Annotated in this window: 12 protein-coding genes and 1 tRNA gene; 6 read left to right on the forward strand and 7 right to left on the reverse strand. The window is 39.2% G+C overall.

Features of this window, described 5'->3' with window-relative positions:
• Positions 1-4 precede the first annotated feature (4 nt).
• On the forward strand, positions 5-895 hold the full coding sequence (locus L4F93_RS08030) for a DMT family transporter (RefSeq protein ID WP_250349800.1): 891 nt from the start codon (positions 5-7) through the stop codon (positions 893-895).
• 45 nt (positions 896-940) lie between these two features.
• Entirely contained in the window at positions 941-2,500 is a 1,560-nt protein-coding gene (gene guaA, locus L4F93_RS08035) for a glutamine-hydrolyzing GMP synthase (protein WP_250349801.1), read from the forward strand.
• A gap of 291 nt (positions 2,501-2,791) precedes the next feature.
• Here guaA and ettA read toward each other — a convergent pair whose 3' ends face one another.
• Complete coding sequence (gene ettA, locus L4F93_RS08040) at positions 2,792-4,462, reverse strand: energy-dependent translational throttle protein EttA (protein WP_250349802.1); 1,671 nt, start codon at positions 4,460-4,462, stop codon at positions 2,792-2,794.
• Between the two features lie 352 nt (positions 4,463-4,814).
• Here ettA and zevA point away from each other — a divergent pair, with 352 nt between their 5' ends.
• Together zevA and zevB are read left to right on the forward strand one after the other, a co-directional pair.
• Entirely contained in the window at positions 4,815-5,447 is a 633-nt protein-coding gene (zevA, locus tag L4F93_RS08045) for a zinc transporter binding subunit ZevA (RefSeq protein WP_250349803.1), read from the forward strand.
• Positions 5,438-6,466 carry a zinc transporter permease subunit ZevB gene (zevB, locus tag L4F93_RS08050; RefSeq protein ID WP_250349804.1) on the forward strand — a complete coding sequence of 343 codons (1,029 nt, stop codon included), beginning with the start codon at positions 5,438-5,440 and terminating at the stop codon, positions 6,464-6,466. The genes zevA and zevB overlap by 10 nt, the downstream gene beginning before the upstream one ends.
• Positions 6,467-6,532: 66 nt before the next feature.
• On the opposite strand, the gene L4F93_RS08055 is transcribed toward zevB, so the two are convergent.
• Positions 6,533-7,504: a calcium/sodium antiporter gene (locus tag L4F93_RS08055; RefSeq protein WP_250349805.1), complete on the reverse strand. Its 972-nt coding sequence runs from the start codon at positions 7,502-7,504 to the stop codon at positions 6,533-6,535.
• Positions 7,505-7,666: 162 nt separating this feature from the next.
• Positions 7,667-7,742, reverse strand: a tRNA-Asn gene (locus L4F93_RS08060).
• Positions 7,743-8,132: 390 nt separating this feature from the next.
• Here L4F93_RS08060 and uvrB point away from each other — a divergent pair.
• Entirely contained in the window at positions 8,133-10,166 is a 2,034-nt protein-coding gene (gene uvrB, locus L4F93_RS08065; RefSeq protein WP_250349806.1) for an excinuclease ABC subunit UvrB, read from the forward strand.
• Positions 10,167-10,284: 118 nt separating this feature from the next.
• Here uvrB and L4F93_RS08070 read toward each other — a convergent pair whose 3' ends face one another.
• The 3 genes from L4F93_RS08070 to L4F93_RS08080 all read right to left on the reverse strand — a co-directional run bounded on the left by L4F93_RS08070 (position 10,285) and on the right by L4F93_RS08080 (position 13,690).
• A complete protein-coding gene (locus L4F93_RS08070) occupies positions 10,285-10,692 on the reverse strand; it encodes an OsmC family protein (RefSeq protein ID WP_250349807.1) in 408 nt (135 codons plus the stop codon).
• Positions 10,693-10,965: 273 nt separating this feature from the next.
• Positions 10,966-11,925 (reverse strand): AEC family transporter, encoded by a 960-nt coding sequence (locus tag L4F93_RS08075; RefSeq protein WP_250349808.1) that lies wholly within the window; start codon positions 11,923-11,925, stop codon positions 10,966-10,968.
• Positions 11,926-12,052: 127 nt separating this feature from the next.
• Complete coding sequence (locus tag L4F93_RS08080; RefSeq protein WP_250349809.1) at positions 12,053-13,690, reverse strand: NAD-dependent malic enzyme; 1,638 nt, start codon at positions 13,688-13,690, stop codon at positions 12,053-12,055.
• A gap of 616 nt (positions 13,691-14,306) precedes the next feature.
• On the opposite strand from L4F93_RS08080, the gene L4F93_RS08085 reads away from it, so the two are divergent.
• The gene (locus L4F93_RS08085; RefSeq protein WP_250349810.1) at positions 14,307-19,475 is read left to right on the forward strand and encodes a S8 family serine peptidase; all 5,169 of its coding nucleotides are present in this window, start codon (positions 14,307-14,309) and stop codon (positions 19,473-19,475) included.
• A gap of 221 nt (positions 19,476-19,696) precedes the next feature.
• Here the strand turns inward: L4F93_RS08085 and L4F93_RS08090 are convergent, their stop codons facing one another.
• On the reverse strand, positions 19,697-20,773 hold the full coding sequence (locus L4F93_RS08090) for an extracellular solute-binding protein (protein ID WP_250349811.1): 1,077 nt from the start codon (positions 20,771-20,773) through the stop codon (positions 19,697-19,699).
• Positions 20,774-20,905 lie beyond the last annotated feature (132 nt).

A 20,905-nucleotide genomic window follows, 5' to 3' on the forward strand; every position in this document is an offset into this window, starting at 1 on the left:
AATAATGCTAAATAACCGTTATTTCATCGCTTTTATCTATGTGCTTGCCATTGGTTTAGCATTCCCCGTTATCCGCTATGTGAGTTTGTCTTTTCATATTCTAAATAATAATGCGGTTAGGCTACTTTCAGCGGGTGTGATATTTGTTGCAATCGTACTATGGAAATATCGCCAACAATTGGTACTCATTGCTCAGCAGCCGAAGTTAGTTGGCTATTTAATCTTAATTGCTGTGATTATGGTGCTTAATATTTATCTTTCTACGGAAGGAATAAAGTACACGACAGCACTTACGGGAAGTATCTTTGGTATCATTATGATGCCTGTGGCAACAATAATGGCAGCAATATTCTATCAAGATGAGCGTAATCATTTAGCTTCACGGACTTTTTACATCGGTTCAATTATCGCACTTATTGGCTCATTTGCTTTCGTACTATTGGGGCAACATCAAGGCGAAAGCAGTAATTTAACGACAGGAATTATACTTCTCACAGGTTGGATTATTGTACAACCATTACAAAATCTTGTTGTAAAAAAAGCCGCACTTGTGCTTCACCCGATTGTTATTAGTGCCTCAACAGCAATACTATCAGGCATTATTTATCTTTGTTTAGCAATAGATGATGGCGTCATTATTCAATTAGCAGAAACCTCAGCCACGATGTTAATTATCTTAATCCTTGCCGGGATTTATTGCTTAATGGCAGGAATGTTTTTAGCGTTCTATATTGTACAACAACAAGGATTAGTCTTTTTTAATATTCTGCAACTCTTAGTACCGATTTCAACAGCGATTATCAGTTTTATTTTACTTGGTGAAACCGTTAATATGACTCAAGTTATTGCAATGTTACTTGTGATGTTAGGCTGTTTTATCGCATTGAGAAAATAATTTTTTATTTACCCTAACAAGGGTGTAACACATTAAAGGTAAACAATGAACAACATTCACAACCATAAAATTTTAATCTTGGACTTTGGTTCACAATATACCCAGCTTATTGCACGCCGTGTACGAGAAATTGGCGTATATTGTGAACTTTGGGCGTGGGACGTAACGGAAGAACAAATCCGTGAATTTAACCCAACAGGTATTATTCTTTCAGGTGGACCTGAAAGCACAACGGAAGAAAACAGTCCGCGTGCCCCTGAATATGTGTTTAATGCGGGCGTGCCAGTATTGGGGATTTGCTACGGAATGCAAACAATGGCAATGCAGCTAGGTGGTTTAACCGAAACCTCTGACCACCGTGAATTTGGTTATGCCTCTGTTTCTTTGCAAAATCCAACCGCACTTTTCGCCGGTTTAGATGACGGTGATCATAAATTAGATGTTTGGATGAGTCACGGCGATAAAGTTACCCAATTACCAGCGCACTTTCAAATTGTGGGTGTTACGCCAACTTGTCCTATTGCCGCAATGTCCGATGAAAATCGCCACTTCTATGGTGTGCAATTCCACCCTGAAGTTACCCACACAAAAAGCGGCTTAGCCCTTTTAACTAATTTTGTGGTGAATATTTGTGGTTGTGAACGTAACTGGACACCAGAAAATATCATTGAAGATGCGATCGCTCGTATCAAAGCGCAAGTTGGTAATGATGAAGTCATTTTAGGTTTGTCAGGCGGTGTGGATTCTTCCGTTACGGCTTTATTATTACACCGTGCTATCGGTAAAAACTTACATTGTGTCTTTGTAGATAATGGTTTGCTACGCCTTAATGAAGCAGAGCAAGTAATGGCAATGTTTGGTGATAAATTTGGCTTAAATATCATTCATGTGAATGCGGAAGATCGCTTTTTAAATGCATTAAAAGGCATTGATGATCCAGAAGCGAAACGCAAAATGATCGGTAAAGTGTTCGTTGATGTGTTTGATGATGAATCGAAAAAACTCAGCAGCGTAAAATGGCTAGCACAAGGCACGATTTACCCTGATGTGATTGAATCTGCCGCAAGTAAAACAGGCAAAGCACACGTGATTAAATCGCATCACAACGTAGGCGGATTGCCGGATTATATGAAACTTGGTTTGGTAGAGCCATTACGCGAATTATTCAAAGATGAAGTGCGAAAAATCGGATTAGCTCTCGGGCTACCAGCTGAAATGCTCAACCGCCATCCATTCCCCGGTCCGGGCTTAGGCGTACGCGTGCTTGGTGAAGTGAAAAAAGAATACTGTGATTTACTCCGTCGTGCCGATGCTATCTTTATTGAGGAACTTTACAACTCAGGTTGGTATTATAAAGTTAGCCAAGCGTTCACGGTATTCTTACCGGTAAAATCTGTCGGTGTAATGGGCGATGGACGTAAATATGACTGGGTTGTCTCTCTTCGTGCCGTAGAAACCATTGATTTTATGACCGCACATTGGGCGCATTTGCCTTACGACCTACTCGGCAAAATTTCCAATCGTATCATTAATGAAGTTGATGGCATTTCCCGCGTAGTCTATGACGTCAGCGGAAAACCACCTGCGACGATTGAGTGGGAGTAGCAAGTTTTTAAGCTCGAAAGTAGGTATTGATCCTACTTTTGAGGGCTAAAATTTAAATATATTTTTTCAAAGCTGGCATTGTAGTAAATTAGCGTAATTATTTGGATGTCTCTTGTAGAGTTTTCACAGAAAAGTAGACAGACTGACGTATTAAACTGGTTGCTACATATTTGAGTTGGAAATTGGCGTGGTATCTACGATTTTCAAATTTTTCCATTGATTCAGGGCGTTGATTTTATATACCGTTTATAACAAAAAGGCGAAATCATCATTTCGCCTTTTTTAATGCCATTATTTTGCTATACGTTTGTATTTAATACGATGCGGTTGTAGTGCATCAGCACCGAATGTTTTCTTTTTCCATTCTTCATAGTCTGAGAAGTTACCTTCATAGAAAGTAACTTTGCCTTCATCGCCGTAATCCAGAATATGGGTTGCGATACGGTCTAAGAACCAGCGGTCGTGGGAAATTACCATTGCACAGCCCGGGAATTCTAAGATCGCATTTTCTAAGGCGCGTAGGGTTTCCACGTCAAGATCGTTGGTTGGTTCGTCTAATAACAGCACGTTTCCCCCAGCTTGTAATAACTTGGCTAAATGTAAACGCCCACGTTCCCCACCAGACAATTCACCAACACGTTTTTGTTGATCGACGCCTTTAAAATTAAAACGTCCAACATAAGCACGACTTGGGATTTCAAAGTTACCAATACGCAGAATATCTTGTCCGTGCGAGACTTCTTCCCATACTGTTTTACTATCGTCCATTTCATCACGGAATTGATCCACAGAAGAAAGCACCACGGTTTCACCAAGCGTAATATTTCCACTATCAGGTTGTTCTTGCCCAGAAAGCATACGGAAAAGGGTCGATTTTCCTGCACCGTTCGCCCCGATAATCCCAACAATCGCACCTTTTGGAATACTGAAAGATAAATCATCAATTAATGTTCGATCACCATAAGCTTTAGTTAAATTGCTCACTTCGATGACTTTATCCCCTAAACGTGGACCCGGTGGAATAAATAATTCGTTGGTTTCGTTGCGTTTTTGATATTCACCGCTATTTAATTCTTCAAAGCGCGCCATACGGGCTTTGCTTTTTGCTTGACGGCCTTTTGGATTTTGGCGAACCCATTCTAACTCTTTTTCAATGGATTTTTGACGAGCAGATTCTGCCGCCGCTTCTTGGGCAAGGCGTTTTTCTTTTTGCTCTAACCACGAAGAATAGTTGCCTTCCCAAGGAATGCCTTCACCGCGGTCAAGCTCTAAGATCCAACCTGCGACATTGTCTAGGAAGTAACGGTCGTGGGTAATGGCAACCACAGTCCCTTCGTAATCGTGTAAAAAACGCTCTAACCAAGCGACTGACTCTGCATCTAAATGGTTGGTTGGCTCATCTAATAACAGCATATCTGGTTTTTCAAGCAATAAGCGGCAAAGTGCTACGCGACGGCGTTCTCCCCCTGAAAGATGCTCGATTTTGGCATCCCAATCCGGTAAACGTAACGCATCAGCGGCACGTTCAAGTTGGTTTTCTAGATTATGCCCATCGTGCGCTTGAATAATAGCTTCTAATTGTGCTTGCTCGGCGGCAAGTTTATCGAAGTCAGCATCAGGATCGGCATAAAGCGCATAAACTTCATCTAAACGTGTTAAGGCATTTTTTACATCGGCAACGGCTTCTTCCACGGCCTCGCGTACGGTTTGTTGTGGTTCTAGCTTAGGTTCTTGTGGGAGATAACCAATTTTAATTCCGGGTTGTGGACGCGCTTCCCCTTCAAATTCTTTATCCACGCCAGCCATAATGCGAAGCAGGGTGGATTTCCCTGCACCATTTAACCCTAGCACACCAATTTTGGCACCCGGGAAAAAACTTAAGGAAATATCTTTTAAAATATGACGTTTCGGCGGCACAACCTTACCGACACGATGCATAGTATAAACAAATTGTGATGACATAAATTGTTCTCTTAGCTGTAAAAAGTGCGGTTATTTTACTTGATGTTTTTGTTTTTGGCGAATTGAAAGCGAAAAAAAACCTCCCAAACGGGAGGTAGGAAAGTAGTTTAGCTATTTATTTTGATTATTTTATTTAGGAACTTTATGAATATCAAGCTGTCACTTGACGGTGTATATACTACAAAGAAATTGTGTATAAAGAAATGATCAACTTACATTTTTTTGATGTAAATCACATAAATACTGTTTTTTTATACTATTTAAGCAAGTGAATTTCCAGCGAGCATTTTGTTTCAAATGGGGTTTAGTGATAGGATTCGTTTTTTGAGAATAATTTTTATTAAGGTCAGTTATGTTAAGAAAGTGCTTAAGTGTGTTGGTGTTATTGCCTTTATCTTGTTTTGCCCATCCTCACGCTTTTATTGATATGCACAACAAAGTATTGGTAGAAGACGGAAGATTAGTGGGCTTTTCAATGCAGTGGGTGTTGGATGAAGCAAGTTCCGCCAGTATTATTTATGATTTAGCGCAATCCACTCAGCCGAGTGATAAGCAAAAGTTGATTGATGAGGCAATGAAAAATATTGTGAATGAGCATTATTTTAGCTATCTCTTTGATAAAAATAAGAACAAGATCAAATATAAAGCACAGGCACAGCATTATGGAATGAAATCAAATGGCACACAAGTGATGTACTATTTTGATTTTTTGTTGTCTAACCCCCAACTGCTAAAGGGAAATCAGTTTGAATTAGCAACATACGATCCCACTTATTTTGTGGCAATGACGTATCCAACACTTAATAACAAACAAAGTGCGGTGGATTTTTCACAACTTCCTGCGCAATGTTCGGGCAAAGTAGTTGAACCGAATGTGGATCAGAAGGTGCGCGAATATGCAGCTTCTTTAGATCGCAGTCAGCGTAATGAGGACAGTTCCCTTGGCGAAGTGTTTAGCCAAAAAGTGGAGATTGTATGCAATTAAAAAAGCACACAAAAAGAGGGATTAAGTACCTCGCAATATTGCTGTTACTGGTGGTGCTGGGGTTTTATGTCTTACCTTATTTGTTTGGTCAAACGATGAGTTGGCAGAAGGCGTTTAACCAAAGTATTTCTGGATATTTACATCAAATCAATCACTATCCCGTGCAAGCGGGGTTAAGCTTAATGCTGATAAGTTTTTTGTATGGGGTGCTACACGCCCTTGGCCCCGGACACGGTAAATTTGTGATTGCCAGTTATTTATCTACCCATCAATCTCAATTAAAAACCAGTGTTCAGCTCACCTTATTGTCTTCTTTAATGCAGGGCTTGGTGGCAGTGGTGGCAACATCTATTCTCGTGGCGGGGTTGCAATTGTCTTCCCATTATTTCAAATTGAGCCAGCTTTGGCTTGAACGTTCTGCGTTTATTTTGATGTTCTTATTGGGCATCTATTGGATTTATCAAAGTGCGGTGAAATTTTTGCACAAATTTCGTCAGAGTAAACGCACTGCTTCACTGGGGAAAATTCATTCTATTAAGCCTACCTCGGCAAAAAATAGATTGGAGAACCCCATTCAGGTTGCACAAATCCATTGTGATCACGAAAAAGGTTGCTGCTGTGGGCATCAACATTTACCCAGTTCACAGCAATTAGATCACGCCACAAATTTTAAATCCCGCTTGCTTGTGATTTTAACGATTGGTATGCGACCTTGCTCAGGGGCGATTTTTATTCTTTTTCTTTCCTATATGCTCAATCTTTATAAGTGGGGAATCGCAGCCGCGATGGCAATGGCGGTTGGCACAGGAATGACACTCTCTTTATTTGCGTTGATTGTGCAATACGCAAGGCAAACCGCAGTGAAGTTGGGGCGTTGGTATTTTAGCTCGGAAAATTCGCCTTATGCTGAGATTGTCGTGAAATTGATCGCAGGCGGCGTGGTGATTTTCTTTGCTACGGCACTTTTTTATGGCACAACCTTGCCTATGCGTGGTGGCGCGGTGCTATTTGGAGGATAATCTTTCCGGTGAAAAATAGGGGTGAAAGATCACCCCTTTTTTCTTTTGATTGTCTTATTATTCAAATCAAAGTGCGGTGTAAATAAGCAAAGAATTATACGCCACATAAGCGAGAAATAACATTAGCCCTTCAAGGCGGTTAATCTGCCCTGTTCGTCCTTTGAACCCATAACCAAATAAAAACAGTAAGCCCGTCAAGGCGATCATAACGAGCATATCTCGACTAAACACTTCGGACGTTGCTTGAATTGGGGTAATAGCACCTGCAATCCCTACTACCGCAAGTGTGTTAAACAAGTTAGAACCAATAATATTGCCCACAGCGAGATCTAATTCATTTTTTCTCGCTGCCATAATAGAAGCTGCTAATTCAGGTAATGACGTACCGATGGCAACAATGGTTAAGCCGATAATTAAATCACTCACACCTAAATAAGTGGCGATATTTACTGCCCCCCACACTAATAATTGCGAACTGCCCATTAATAATACCAATCCAATGACTAACCATAATAAGGCGGTTTTTAACGGCATTCGTGATTTTTCTTTGAGTTCATCGGTAATGTCTTGCCCAAGGCTATCGCTTGAATGTTTTGTGCCTTGCCAAATTGTCCAGCCCATATAGAGTGTGAAGACTGCCAATAAAATCACGGCATCAAGACGAGAAATGGTGGCATCATAAATTAAACAAGCAGAAAGTAGGGTAACAAACATTAACACGGGCAATTCTTTTTTTAGCACTTGTGAATTGACGATAATTGGCTTAATAATGGCGGTGACACCTAAAATTAACGCAATATTGGTGATGTTTGAGCCATAAGCATTGCCCAGTGCAATCCCCGGGCTGTGGTTGAGGGCTGAAAGGGCAGAAACAATGATTTCAGGCGCAGAGGTGCCAAACCCAATAATAACAATACCAATTAATAAGGGCGACATCCCTAAATAGCTGGCGAGAGAAGCGGCACCATCAATAAAACGATCTGCACTCCAGACTAAAATCACTAATCCGATAAGTATAGCGAGAAAAGATAAAAACATTTGTTTGTCCTATAAATGATGAAAAGTAACGGATATTATCATTCTTATGAAAGGTTAATTAGAAAAAATAAAAGCCCATAAGGAGGATATGGGCTTTAAGCTCTTTTGGAATTAAATAGCTTTTATAAAAGGAGACAAATAAAAACTGCCAAAAGAGAAAATTGGCTCCTCCTGCTGGACTTGAACCAGCGACATACGGATTAACAGTCCGCCGTTCTACCGACTGAACTAAGGAGGAATAATTCTGTATCACAAGGAATTGGTCGCAGATGATAATGATCTGTCTTTCCTTTGTCAACAGTGAAATTAAAAAAATGTTGAAAAATTATATTCTTTTTTTATATCCACAGTGCCTGTGGATAAGTCTGTGGGTTCTTATTTGAAAAAATCGCTGATCCCTTGAAAAAACTAGGTATTTACTGATTAGCAATAAAATTGATTGTAAAATAACATTTTCTTATTTATCAATTGGTTAATAAAAATCTAGAAATTTTTTTAAAATTTTTTTTGATTTTGTGAGATTTCAATCTTGACAAATATAACTCTGTGTAAAACTTAATGTTTTGTTCAAGCCGAAAGGAAAAAATTATGCTAAAATTGACCGCACTTTTCTAATAGGGCGTTTTTTATGAGTAACAAAATTCACAGCAAACCGTTTATTCTGCATTCCGATTTTTCTCCCTCGGGCGATCAACCTCAGGCGATAGAAAAGCTGAGCGAAAATCTTAATGATGGTTTGGCTCATCAAACGCTACTTGGCGTAACGGGATCGGGTAAAACCTTTACCATTGCCAATGTCATTGCCAAACTTAATCGCCCCGCAATGTTGTTGGCACCGAACAAAACCCTTGCAGCTCAGCTTTATGCTGAAATGAAGACGTTTTTCCCTGAAAATGCGGTGGAATATTTTGTTTCTTATTACGATTATTATCAGCCAGAAGCCTATGTCCCAAGTAGTGATACGTTTATTGAAAAAGATGCGTCTATTAATGACCAAATTGAACAAATGCGTCTGTCTGCAACAAAATCCTTTTTAGAACGGCGTGATACCATTGTGGTTGCCTCCGTTTCTGCTATTTATGGTTTGGGTGATCCCGATAGCTATTTGAAGATGATGTTACATTTACAAACGGGTGCGATTATTAACCAGCGACAAATTTTAGCGAAATTAGCGGAGTTGCAATATACCCGCAATGATCAGGCATTTCAGCGCGGGACATTCAGAGTGCGGGGAGAAATTATTGATATTTTCCCAGCGGAATCTGATGATCAAGCGGTTCGTATTGAATTATTTGATGATGAAATTGAACGTTTAAGTTTATTTGATCCGCTCACTGGCGCCAATTTCGGTGCCGTGCCACGTTACACCATTTATCCGAAAACCCACTATGTTACCCCGCGTGAACGGATTTTAGATGCCATTGAGCAAATCAAAGCGGAGCTGGCGCAGCGCCGAGAGTATTTCATCAAAGAAAATAAATTGCTAGAGGAACAACGCATTACCCAACGCACTCAGTTTGATATTGAAATGATGAACGAATTGGGTTATTGCTCAGGCATTGAAAATTATTCTCGCTATTTATCTGGGCGTAAAGAAGGTGAGCCACCTCCGACGTTATTTGACTATATTCCCGCCGATGGCTTATTAATTATTGATGAATCTCACGTTACTGTGCCACAAATTGGCGGAATGTATCGTGGCGACCGTTCACGTAAAGAAACCTTGGTAGAATATGGCTTTCGATTGCCTTCCGCGTTGGATAATCGCCCATTACGTTTTGAAGAATTTGAACGCCTTGCTCCGCAAACCATTTATGTTTCAGCGACGCCCGGCCCTTACGAATTAGAAAAATCAGGTAGTGAGATTATCGATCAAGTCGTACGCCCAACGGGGTTACTCGATCCTGAAATTGAAATCCGCCCCGTAGCGATTCAAGTGGATGACTTACTTTCCGAGGCTCGCCAAAGAGCGGATAAAAATGAACGCGTTTTAGTTACTACACTCACTAAACGAATGGCAGAAGATCTGACCGATTATTTAGAAGAACACGGTGTGCGCGTGCGTTATTTGCATTCTGATATTGATACCGTAGAACGGGTAGAAATCATTCGAGATTTACGTTTAGGGGAATTTGACGTATTGGTCGGAATCAACTTATTACGTGAGGGCTTAGACATTCCCGAAGTGTCTTTAGTTGCAATTTTAGATGCCGATAAAGAAGGCTTTTTGCGTTCCGAACGATCATTGATCCAAACTATTGGACGTGCGGCACGAAATTTAAATGGTAAAGCCATTTTGTATGCTGATAGTATTACCAAATCAATGGACAAAGCTATTAACGAAACCAACCGCCGCCGTGAAAAACAAATGAAATACAATGAAGAACACGGCATTGTGCCACAAGCGTTGAATAAAAAAGTCGGCGAATTGCTTGATATTGGACAAAGTGCAACCAATAACAAAGCAAAAAGCAAGCAAAAACAAAAATCAGTGGCAGAACCTACCGCACTTTATCAACCAACCAGTACAAAAGAACTTCAGCAACAAATCAAAAAACTGGAACAACAAATGTACAAACACGCCCAAAACTTGGAATTTGAAAAAGCCGCTGCGGTACGTGATCAGTTGCATCAGTTAAGGGAAAGGTTTTTGGAGAACTAAATCTTATGTTTACAAGAATACATTAATCCGATTTCTCCACAGCAGTTTTCTGAAGACTGGTTTAAATAATTGAAAGTGAGAGCCTTATTTTCTATGAAAATAAGGCTTTTTTTATATGTTATTCGTAATGAAAACGAAATTCTTGTACTAAATCTGCACTGAGGCTTTTGGCGACAGGGCAGGTGTGAGCCGCGGCTTCGAGCGTGGCACGCGTGCGTTCATCAAGCGCTTTGTTAAGATAGAAATCTAATACAATACGTGCGACTCGGCGTGGGGTGAGCGCCATTTCTTTTTCTACTTCAATGCGTGTGCCTTGTAAATCCACGCCAAGATTTCTTGCTCGAATTCCCATAATTGTCATTGCACAGGCGGCAAGTGAAGCAGCAAGTAAATCTGTTGGTGAAAAGGCTTCACCTTTACCATTATTGTCCACAGGGGCATCAGTGGAAATTTTGTTTCCACTCTGTAAATGGATTAAATCGTTGTGCAAATTGCCAGTGTAATGAATCGTTGAAATGTGTGCCATAGGAACTCCTTATTAGACTAATTTGTAGCTCAATTAGAGTAAAAGGAAAACTGGGGAAGTGCAAGATATATTATTTTTTTATTTAGAAAAATAATGAGGGAAATTAAAGTGGAATAGGATGAGTTTGATTATTTTGATTTATGGAGAGATTAATAGGATTTTATAAGAATTATCTCTAAGTAACAAAAGAACCTAGAAAAAATAAAATGATACAAAATGCTGTTTAAATCAGATAAACAGCATTTTTATAAGTGCGGTGCTTTTTTCGTAAATTTAGTTTAAAAGCCCAAGTAAACCATCAATCAGTGGCACAATAGGAATAAATAATAAGGTGCTTGTGGTAACAATATTGGTAGCAAAAGACACGTCACCTTTGGCTTCATTGGCAAGAATAGGCAATATGGCAAGAGCAGAAACGGAGGATTGTAGAATCAGCGTTTGTGCCTCAATCGTTGGCAATGGTAGCACGGTTTTACCTATAAAAATGAGAAATACCATAATCGCTGGGGCGATAGCAAATTTGCCGATGAGTGCGGTAATGGTGTCTTTATCAAATTTGAGGCTTTTTAATCCCGCATCATAAAGCGTGATGCCAATATAAATGAGTGAAAGTGGCGTAACCATTGCCCCTATATAGCTTAATGCGCTGTGAATAAAATTTGGTACAGGAATATTGATGAGTAAAAAAATGAGGGCAACAAGAAACCCGAGTAACGGTGGAGGTAAAAGTTTTTTCCAGTTAAATAAGCGATGTGGTGATGATTGTGATTGGCTACTATCTCGTGCAATCAGCCAAGCGCCGAAAGTCCAAGTGGAAATGGTATTTAGTACATAATAGACCAAAAAATAAGGCATACTATTTTCACCAAATAATGCAATATTTAAGGGTAAGCCGATAAATATGGTATTAGCGTTTACTATCGTATTAATAAAAACGCCTTTCCGCCCTGCACGAATATTGAAGGCTTTTGTCATTAACCACGCAATAATATAACCTAAGAATATTGCAGCAGTACCATAAATTAATCCATCTGATAGCGAAAATAATGTTTCACGAGTAAGGTAACTTAGCACAGAAATAAAAATAGAAGCAGGGAGGGCAATATTCATAATGAGTTTAGAAATATTGCCAGCAAAGCTGTCTGCAAAATAGCCTTTATGGCGTAAATAAAAACCTAATACAATAATCAGAACGATAGATAAGACACTTTCAAGTGCGGTGAGAAAAAGCATTATATTTTCCTCTGTTGGAATAATTTCTTTTTTAGGATTATTTAGAAAGCGCTTTGTGAGATTAATTAATAAAAGCGCCGTCTTTTTTATAAAAATGCCGCCTGATTTTCAGACGGCATAGGCGTATTTAGCGATAAACGGCTTGCCACATTGCGTTTTGCACGCTTTGTACCCAGTTATCACTCTGTTTGGTTGCAACACCATCTTTTATTGCTTGTTTGGCGACAGCGACAGCCACCGTTGCTGACGAAGCGCGTAAATTATCTACTGGGGGAAGTAACGCCGCCCCTAAATCTTGTGGATTGACTTGGCTTGCAACAGCTTCAGCGGCAGCGAGCAACATTCCGTCAGTGACTTGGCTTGCCCCTGATACAATGACACCTAATCCTAAGCCGGGATAAAGCAGCGCATTGTTACCTTGTCCAATATAGAAAGCCGTTCCGTTATATTGCACAGGAGATACTGGAATACCCGTTGCGATTAAGGCTTTACCTTTTGACCAAGGGATTGCATCTTGTGGCATCACTTCAATACGTTCTGTTGGGTTAGAGAGCGGTAATAAAATTGGACGTTCTACGCCTTCACAAAGTGCTTTGATGACTTCTTCAGTGAATGCACCGTGATCTGTGGAGGTGCCAATTAAAATGGTTGGTTTGACTTGTTTTACAACTTCTAACAAACCAATTTTACCCTCTGAACGTTGCCAATTTGCCACTTCAGCCGCAGAGCGCGCATATTCTTGCTGGTAATTCGGTAGATTTGGCATATCATCTGTGACTAAGCCATTAATATCAATGAGCCATACGCGTTTTTGGGCTTCTTCGCGCGAAAGTCCATTACGTTCCATTGCAGCACTAATTTGATCTGCCATTCCTGTTCCCGCAGTTCCCGCCCCATAGACGACAAGGCGTTGTTCAGCGAATGTTTGTTTCGTAACTTTTAAACCTGAAATGACTGCTGCCATAACAATTGCGCCAGTGCCTTGCATATCATCATTGAAAATACGGTATTTTTCACGATTTTCAACTAAGATGCGACGTGCGTTGGAAGGGCCAAAATCTTCAAAGTGCAAGAGGGCATTTGGGAACATTTCACTTGCTATTTTTAAATATTCATTAATTAAGTGATCATAGCGTTCACCACGCACACGAGCGTGTCGATTACCAAGATAAGTTGGGTCATTTAGCAATGCTTCGTTATCGGTACCAACATCTAAATTCACCGCAATGACACGGCTTGGATCGATGCCCGCAGCGGCAGTGTAGACGGCAAGTTTACCAACAGAAATATCCGTTCCGTTCACGCCCCAATCGCCAATACCAAGGATTTCTTCTGCATCAGAACAGACTATGAGATCAACATCCTCTGCGCCAAGCCCTAATGTTTCAAAAGAAGCACGAATATCTTCTGGACGGTTCACATTTAAATAAACAGCACGAGAACGGCGATAATCACGACTCCATTGTTTTATTGCATCACCTACGGTTGGGTCATAAACAATAGGTAACATTTCGGCGAGATGATCGGTAAGAAGACGATAATAAAGCACTTCATTACGATTATGTAGTTGATCGAGGAAAATGTATTTTTCCATTGGTTTTTCATAACGAGAAAGCTGCTCATAAGCACGTTTGGCTTGTTCATCAAGGGTTTCCACAGCAGCAGGTAATCGCCCGGTTAAACCTAACTTATTACGTTCTTCAAGCGTAAAAGCCGTGCCTTTATTGGTTAGGGGATTAGTTAGAATATCAGGGGTATGACTCATTATTAACTCCTTATTTATGAAATAGATTATTTGTCGAGATGTAAAATAGCTATTTGCTACTGAGTATAGACGCATAAATAACAATTTCAAGTGGAGTGAATGTTATTTTTTTTTTTTTTTTTTTTTTTTTTTGCAATATATTGATTTTGAAAGGGTTTTTGTATAATTCGGGTTTTTGTTTATTTTGTTTTGTTATTTTTAGTAATGTAATTATTTTCATATGTATTGAAAAAGTAAATGCTCGTTATTTTGCGCATTTATTGTAACTTGGGTGAATTATTGCGTGATAAAAATATTTTGGGATGACCTAAAATAGTTTACAGCTAGAAATATTTGATGATGAGATTAACGCAGATGAAAGTTATTTTGGTTGTACGCTTAAAAGTAAGTAAGCGCACGAAGTTGTGAGTAAATTCGCTATAATCTGGCTTCTCAAGTAGAACGGCAAGGCTTATACTATCTTGTACTGAATATGCAATTAGCTAGCTTTATTTCTATTACGATTAAAATTCTGACATAAAGAGATACACTATTAGAGCAATTTGGAGTAAACTTTCATTCTAAGACGTATCAATCTTCTTTTTACATCAAAAAATAATTAAAGGATATCCATATAATGAACTCACCTCGTCTTTTCTCGCTTTCACCATTGGCGATGGCGATTACGCTCGCACTTTTTCCTTACTTAGCACAAGGAAACCAAAATGATGCAGAAAACCGCCAAGACGCCGTGGCTAAATTAGCACATTTACCCGAAGCACAGGCTCAACCACATCAATGGCAAGATACAGATCATAATCATATTAATCAGGATAAACTGACGACTTTACGCGCGATGTTAGTGGATACGGGAGTGGATCTTCATACCTTTGAAAAAGACGAAATTTACCCTGAAAGCATTGTTGCTCACGGTTTCTCTTTCTATGATAGTGTTAGTCATCACATTAGTACTCAACTTAGCCCAGATATGATAGACGATGGTCCAGAAATGCACGGAACAAAAATGGCGCGTGTATTATTAAACACTGCTGGCGGTGGTTCAATTTATCCAGTACAAGGCTTAGTAAGAAAAAGAGGTGAGCCAGTTCCCCATTGGCGAAACCGATTATTAGCAATGGGGGTGGCGAATGAAAGAAGCATTGCACAAACAGGGCGAGCGGCTCCTGTTGTAGCCAATATTTGGGTAGAAGGCATCTCAGAATATGCACAACCTGAATATATTGAAAAACTTGCTCATATTGCAAAACAAGGTTCTTTGTTACTCTTTGCAAATGGCAATGAACCACTTGATCCTGCGATTCCTAATGAACCTTATTCCTCTGTCTCAAGAATGCTTGCCCCGAACTCTGAACAACTTGATGAACGTTTAAAAGATAACGTCATCGCCATTACAGCGATTACGAAGGGTAAGCAAAAATATCAGCCTTGTGGAAAAGCGAAAAATTTTTGTTTGGCGGCAAATGCAGATACACCAATCAACTATTTTGATCCGATTCTAAAGCAATGGATTTATGCGGATATTCCTAATGGCACTTCTAGTGCAACCGCTTATGCGAGTGGCGTTGCGCTTGCTATTGCACAAAAATACGATTGGTTTAAAGCAAAAGATATTCGTAACACTCTCTTTACCACGGCAAATGATAAAGGTGAGACCGGTATAGATGTCGTTTATGGTGTAGGTGAAATCAATAAACAAAAAGCGTTAAATGGCTATGGACGTTTTGATGCCCAAAATAATAATGTGCTTGATGTAAATGGTATCGCAGAACGCTATTATTTTGACAATGATATTGGGGGCGATGGCGGCTTCACAAAACGCGGTGATAAAGAACTTGTTCTTAATGGTAATAATCGTTTTCAGGGAAAAGGGGTAATAGAACAAGGAAAACTCACCATTAACGGAACAAATACTGCGCAATTTGAAATTAAACAAGGTGCAACACTCGCAACGGGAACAAGCCCAAATAAAATCTCTACGGGAAGCCTTTATAACAGCGGGCGTCTTGAAGTTATCAATCCTTCACCATTATATATTGAGGGGGATTTTACCAATACGGAAACAGGTGAGATCAATACGGCAATAGGCTCAAGCATCAATGTGAGTGGGCAGGCAATTTTAAATGGCGTAATGCGAGTCAGCCAAATTACTCAGGGCTATGTTCCACAATCGGGGCGGAGAGAAGTGCTGTTGCGAGCAAATGAATTGGTCGATAATGGCATTCGTTTACACTTAGATTCTGCATTAGTTAATATCGCGGATACCATTGCCTTTGATCAAAATAAAAAACAAATCTATGTTGGATTACAACGTAAAAATATTAGCGAGGCACTTGATGATTTAACCCATACGATCACTCCACCATCTCCGCCGACGGATACAGTTATAACAAATAAAGAAAAAACGGATACAACAGTTTCCGCTCATTCAGAAAGTGCGGTAATAAATTTAGCAGATTTACCTGAAGCAGAAAAAAACTATTTTCCGAATTGGACAGATACAGATCGTTATCCAACAACCTCATCCTCTCATAAACCAGCTATCGCAATGTTAGTTGATACAGGAGTGGATCCTCGTACCTTCAAAGAAGGGGAACTTTATCCTGAAAGCGTTGCGGCTAAACCAAATCAAACACCGAGTTTTGAAGTACAACATTACTTTAAGCCAGATGTGAATGATCATAGCTTCCATGGTTCAAAAATGGGACGTATTTTGCTTAATACCGCAGGAATGGGTCAATTATATATCACTCAGGGAGTACGGGCTCCTAATAGTTCTTGGCGTTCAATCTTATCTGCTAGTTATGCTGCAAACCAACGTTTACAACAACAAACTCAAAAGGCTGCTCCCGTTATTGGAAATATTTGGAAAGATTTTATAGAAATACAAAATTATCAAGAGTACGTCAATCAAGTACAAAATATAAAAGAACAAGGTTCTTTACAGCTTTTCGCAACAGGTAACGAAAGCAGTGAATATCACAGTGAAGCCGGTACTCAACCAGGGCGTACAATCATCGCGCTTATTGATAATAATACTGGAGATTTGCTGACCTCACTTAAAGATACAATTATTGCGGTAACAGGTGTGAAGAGCAATGGACAAAAAGTATTTCGTCCTTGTGGAAAAGCTAAAAACTTCTGTATAACATCTAATGTGGATACGCAAATTAGTTATTTTAATCCTGATAAAGGATATCGTGAAATTAGTCGTCCCGGTGGTACTTCTAGTGCTACGGCATATGCCAGTGGAGTAGCCCTTGCAGTAAAACAAAAATATGATTGGTTTGAAGCTAAAGATATACGCAACACACTGTTTACAACAGCTATTGATAAAGGTACCCCAGGTATTGATGAAACTTGGGGTGTTGGCGTAATTAATAAATCTCAAGCATTAATGGGATATGGGCGCTTTGATTCCCAAAATGATAACCGACTTACTGTCAATGGTATTGCAGAACGTTATTATTTTAATAATGATATTGAGGGTGATGGCGGTTTTACGAAATTAGGTGAAAAAGAACTCGTTTTCAATGGTAATAATAGCTTTAAGGGTGATGGGATCATTGAACAGGGTAAACTAACTCTAAACGGCTCGAATCAAGCCAATTTTATCGTAAAACAAGGAGGAACACTCGCATCTGGAACATTAGTTAAGCTTTCATCAAAAGATCAAAAAGCTCAACCGATAACATCTGGTAGTGTAAACAATTTTGGAATAATAGAATCACTTAATCAAACAGATTGGAATATCAATGGTAATTTAATTAATAACGCGACTGGCGTAATTAATAAAGCAATTGGTTCAACCATTAATGTGAGCGGTATAGCAAACCTTGGAGGCATAATGAATGTCGATCAAATTGCTCCATACTATGTGCCACAAAACGGCCGACGTGAAGTATTATTGCGTGCCAATGGGTTAGTTAATAATGGTATTCAACTTAATTTAAATCCTGCTTTAATTGATGTGGCAAACACAATTGTTTTCGATGAGAATAAAAAAGAGATTTATGTAGGATTACAGCGTAAAAGCGTTCAGCAAGCCTTAGAAGATCAAGATACTTCAAATGGGCATTCACCAGAAACACCTGTAATTAACGATAAAGTCACGCCTCCAACGGAAGAAACAGCTTCTACTGTTGAAACAGATAATACAACTGAATCCGCATCAAATGGTCATTCAGAGGAAACACCGACAACTGAAGAAATAACCGTTCCACCAACCACTGAAACAGCTTCTACTGTTGAAACTGACAATACAACTGAATCTGTATCAACTGAACATTCAGAGGAAGCATCAACAACCGAAGAAACAACTGTTCCAGCAACCACTGAAACAGCTTCTACTGTTGAAACGGGCAATGCAACTGAATCTGAATCAACTGAACATTCAGAGGAAACATCGACAACCGAAGAAACAACTGTTCCAGCAACGACCGAAACAGCTTCTACTGTTGAAACGGGCAATGCAACTGAGTCCGAATCAAATGGTCATTCAGAGGAAACATCAACAACCGAAGAAACAACTGTTCCAGCAACCACTGAAACAGCTTCTACTGTTGAAACAGATAATACAACTGAATCCGCATCAACTGGACATTCAGAGGAAACATCAACAACCGAAGAAACAACTGTTCCAGCAACCACTGAAACAGCTTCTACTGTTGAAACAGATAATACAACTGAATCCGCATCAACTGGTCATTCAGAGGAAGCGTCCTCGATAAATAAAAAGAATAAAGCGCAGAGAGCTTATTTAGGTGCAATGGAAGATGCAAGATTACTCGATCGCGTTTTAGAAAAACTCGATCAAGGCTATGCTTCACAGCAATTAAATACACAGCAAAAACAATGGGCAAACCGTTTATTCAATACAGATAGAACACATTTTACTGAATATTTATTCAGTCAAGGGATTCAATCATTAATACATCAGCAGCAAAGCTGGGTTAACCACGAGGCCTTTCAGCGTTTAAATTGGATTGCATCATTTTCACAAAAAAATCATACCGCACTTTGGATTAGTGGTGAAAATCGTTCTGCCTCGCCTGATGTTAGCCATATTAATACGACTGATCACTTTAATAGTGTGGCAATTAATGGTCTTCTTGTGGAAGGCAAACACCGATTCAGTTTCAGCATTAGTGAGCAGCGGCAGAAATATGAAGAGCATTACAAAGAGGTTGAAAAATCGTTTAATGAACGTGATGTTGCATTCCGTCTAGGCTATGGATATGAATTTATACCAAACTGGACGCTCTTAACAAGTTTTAACTACGGTGTAGGAAAATTAAAATATCAACAACAATTTAATACACAGAACACCCATTCACAAGGCAATACTCAATCTTATGCTTCAACCCTTGGCATTCATTGGTCACAACCTATTAATGCCCAATGGATATGGCATAATATCGCCAATATTGATTACACACATAAACAATTAACACATTTAATGTTAAATGATGATGTGAAAATTAATCGCTTAGTCACAGAGCAGACAAATATTGGTGTTATTTCAGAGCTAGAATACAAACTGAAAAACCTTACTTTATTCGGTCGCTTAGCTTTACAAAAAACCTTACATAATAAAAATCGTGGTCGCGTAAGCTATGCGACAACCTCAGTGGATATTGAGCAGTCTTATCGTCTCTATCCTGATTGGAAACCACTATTTGGCATTGGGATGGGCTATCAATATCATAATTGGCGTTTTTCTTTATCTGGAGATATGGCTAAAGATCATTATCATCGAGTTAATGTTTCTGTCGGTTATTCTTTTTAGATAGCATATTTGCATAAAGCACGGTTTATCGTGCTTTATACTTTTTTCCGTTTACTCCGCTTCTCATTATAAAACGCACTTTTTAAGAATACGTTTGCAACATAAGGATTATTGTATTCGCTATATTTTGAGTACATTAAGTGCGGTAAGATTTTGATAAATTTTTTACTAGAAGACAAAAATAAACCTCGCATTTAGCGAGGTTTATTTGTCGCGAGAAATTATTTCGCGGCTTTTAATTTTTGGTAATATTCTTCATAGTACTGAACCGCATCACCAACATCATCTTGCCAGTAGCTGTTTTGTAATACTTCAGCGGTTGGGTAGATTGCAGGGTCTTTAGTAATTTCATCAGGAAGTAATTTTAATGCTTCAACATTTGATGTTGGATAGCCAATTTCTTCCGTTAATTTTGCCGCAGTTTTAGCACCTAACATATAGTTAATTAGTTTGTGTGCGCCATCAGGGTTTTTAGAGGTCGCTGGAATGGCAAGGGTATCAACCCAAAGAACAGGCCCTTCTTTTGGGAATACCATATCTAAAGGTGCTTGTTCTTTTTTCGCAATACGCACAGAACCGTTCCATAATTGACCAACTGTTACTTCACCAGAGATGAATGAGTTAGCTGGGTTGTCAGAGTTGAAAGAAAGTACGTTTGGACGTAATTTGAGTAACTCTTCATAAGCCTGTTTGATAATAGCAGGATCTTGGGTATTTGGATCTTGACCTAATTTTAATAACGCAATGTTAAAGACTTCGCGTGCATCATCAAGTAATTGTACTTTTCCCGCAAATTCAGGTTTCCATAAATCACCCCAAGAAGTGAAATCAGATCCTTTGTAATCATTGGTGTTATAGGCAATACCCGGTGCGCCTAATAATTGTGGTAAAGAATATTTGTTACCTTTATCATAAGGTTTATCTAACCAGTCTGGGTTTAGCTCTTTAATAACAGGTAATTTGCTGTGATCTAATGGCATTAACATACCTTCACGCGCCATTTTTGACACAAAGTAGTTTGATGGGGCGATCACATCGTAACCACCGGATTCACCTTGTGTTTTTAATTTAGCGTACATTGTTTCATTAGATTCTAGACTTGAAACAATGACTTTGATTCCAGTTTCTTTAGTAAATTCATCTAATAGGCCATCTGGCACATATTCTGTCCAAGTATAAAGATATACGGTATCGTTAGCGGGTGCTTTGGTTTCCGCATTCTTTGTTTCTTTATCATTACAAGCTGTTAAAGTCACTGCGATCATTCCGGCTGTGAAAAGACCTGCAAATTTTTTCATTTCTATCATTCTCCTGTTAAGAGGGTTAGAGATATATTTTGTATAACAAAATACGAATAAAAAACGCCTTGAGGGCGTCAAGGCGTATTCTATTTTGTCTATACTTATTTGTGAAGTATTATTTTCCTTTTC

Origin of the sequence: Avibacterium sp. 20-132, from assembly GCF_023611925.1 — a bacterium.
In the GTDB taxonomy this organism is placed as follows: domain Bacteria; phylum Pseudomonadota; class Gammaproteobacteria; order Enterobacterales; family Pasteurellaceae; genus Avibacterium.

Coding starts and splice junctions, on each gene's coding strand:
- L4F93_RS08030 (WP_250349800.1), top strand. CDS start 5: ATGCTAAATAACCGTTATTTCATCGCTTTTATCTATGTGCTTGCCATT.
- guaA (WP_250349801.1), top strand. CDS start 941: ATGAACAACATTCACAACCATAAAATTTTAATCTTGGACTTTGGTTCA.
- ettA (WP_250349802.1), bottom strand. CDS start 4,462: ATGTCATCACAATTTGTTTATACTATGCATCGTGTCGGTAAGGTTGTG.
- zevA (WP_250349803.1), top strand. CDS start 4,815: ATGTTAAGAAAGTGCTTAAGTGTGTTGGTGTTATTGCCTTTATCTTGT.
- zevB (WP_250349804.1), top strand. CDS start 5,438: ATGCAATTAAAAAAGCACACAAAAAGAGGGATTAAGTACCTCGCAATA.
- L4F93_RS08055 (WP_250349805.1), bottom strand. CDS start 7,504: ATGTTTTTATCTTTTCTCGCTATACTTATCGGATTAGTGATTTTAGTC.
- uvrB (WP_250349806.1), top strand. CDS start 8,133: ATGAGTAACAAAATTCACAGCAAACCGTTTATTCTGCATTCCGATTTT.
- L4F93_RS08070 (WP_250349807.1), bottom strand. CDS start 10,692: ATGGCACACATTTCAACGATTCATTACACTGGCAATTTGCACAACGAT.
- L4F93_RS08075 (WP_250349808.1), bottom strand. CDS start 11,925: ATGCTTTTTCTCACCGCACTTGAAAGTGTCTTATCTATCGTTCTGATT.
- L4F93_RS08080 (WP_250349809.1), bottom strand. CDS start 13,690: ATGAGTCATACCCCTGATATTCTAACTAATCCCCTAACCAATAAAGGC.
- L4F93_RS08085 (WP_250349810.1), top strand. CDS start 14,307: ATGAACTCACCTCGTCTTTTCTCGCTTTCACCATTGGCGATGGCGATT.
- L4F93_RS08090 (WP_250349811.1), bottom strand. CDS start 20,773: ATGAAAAAATTTGCAGGTCTTTTCACAGCCGGAATGATCGCAGTGACT.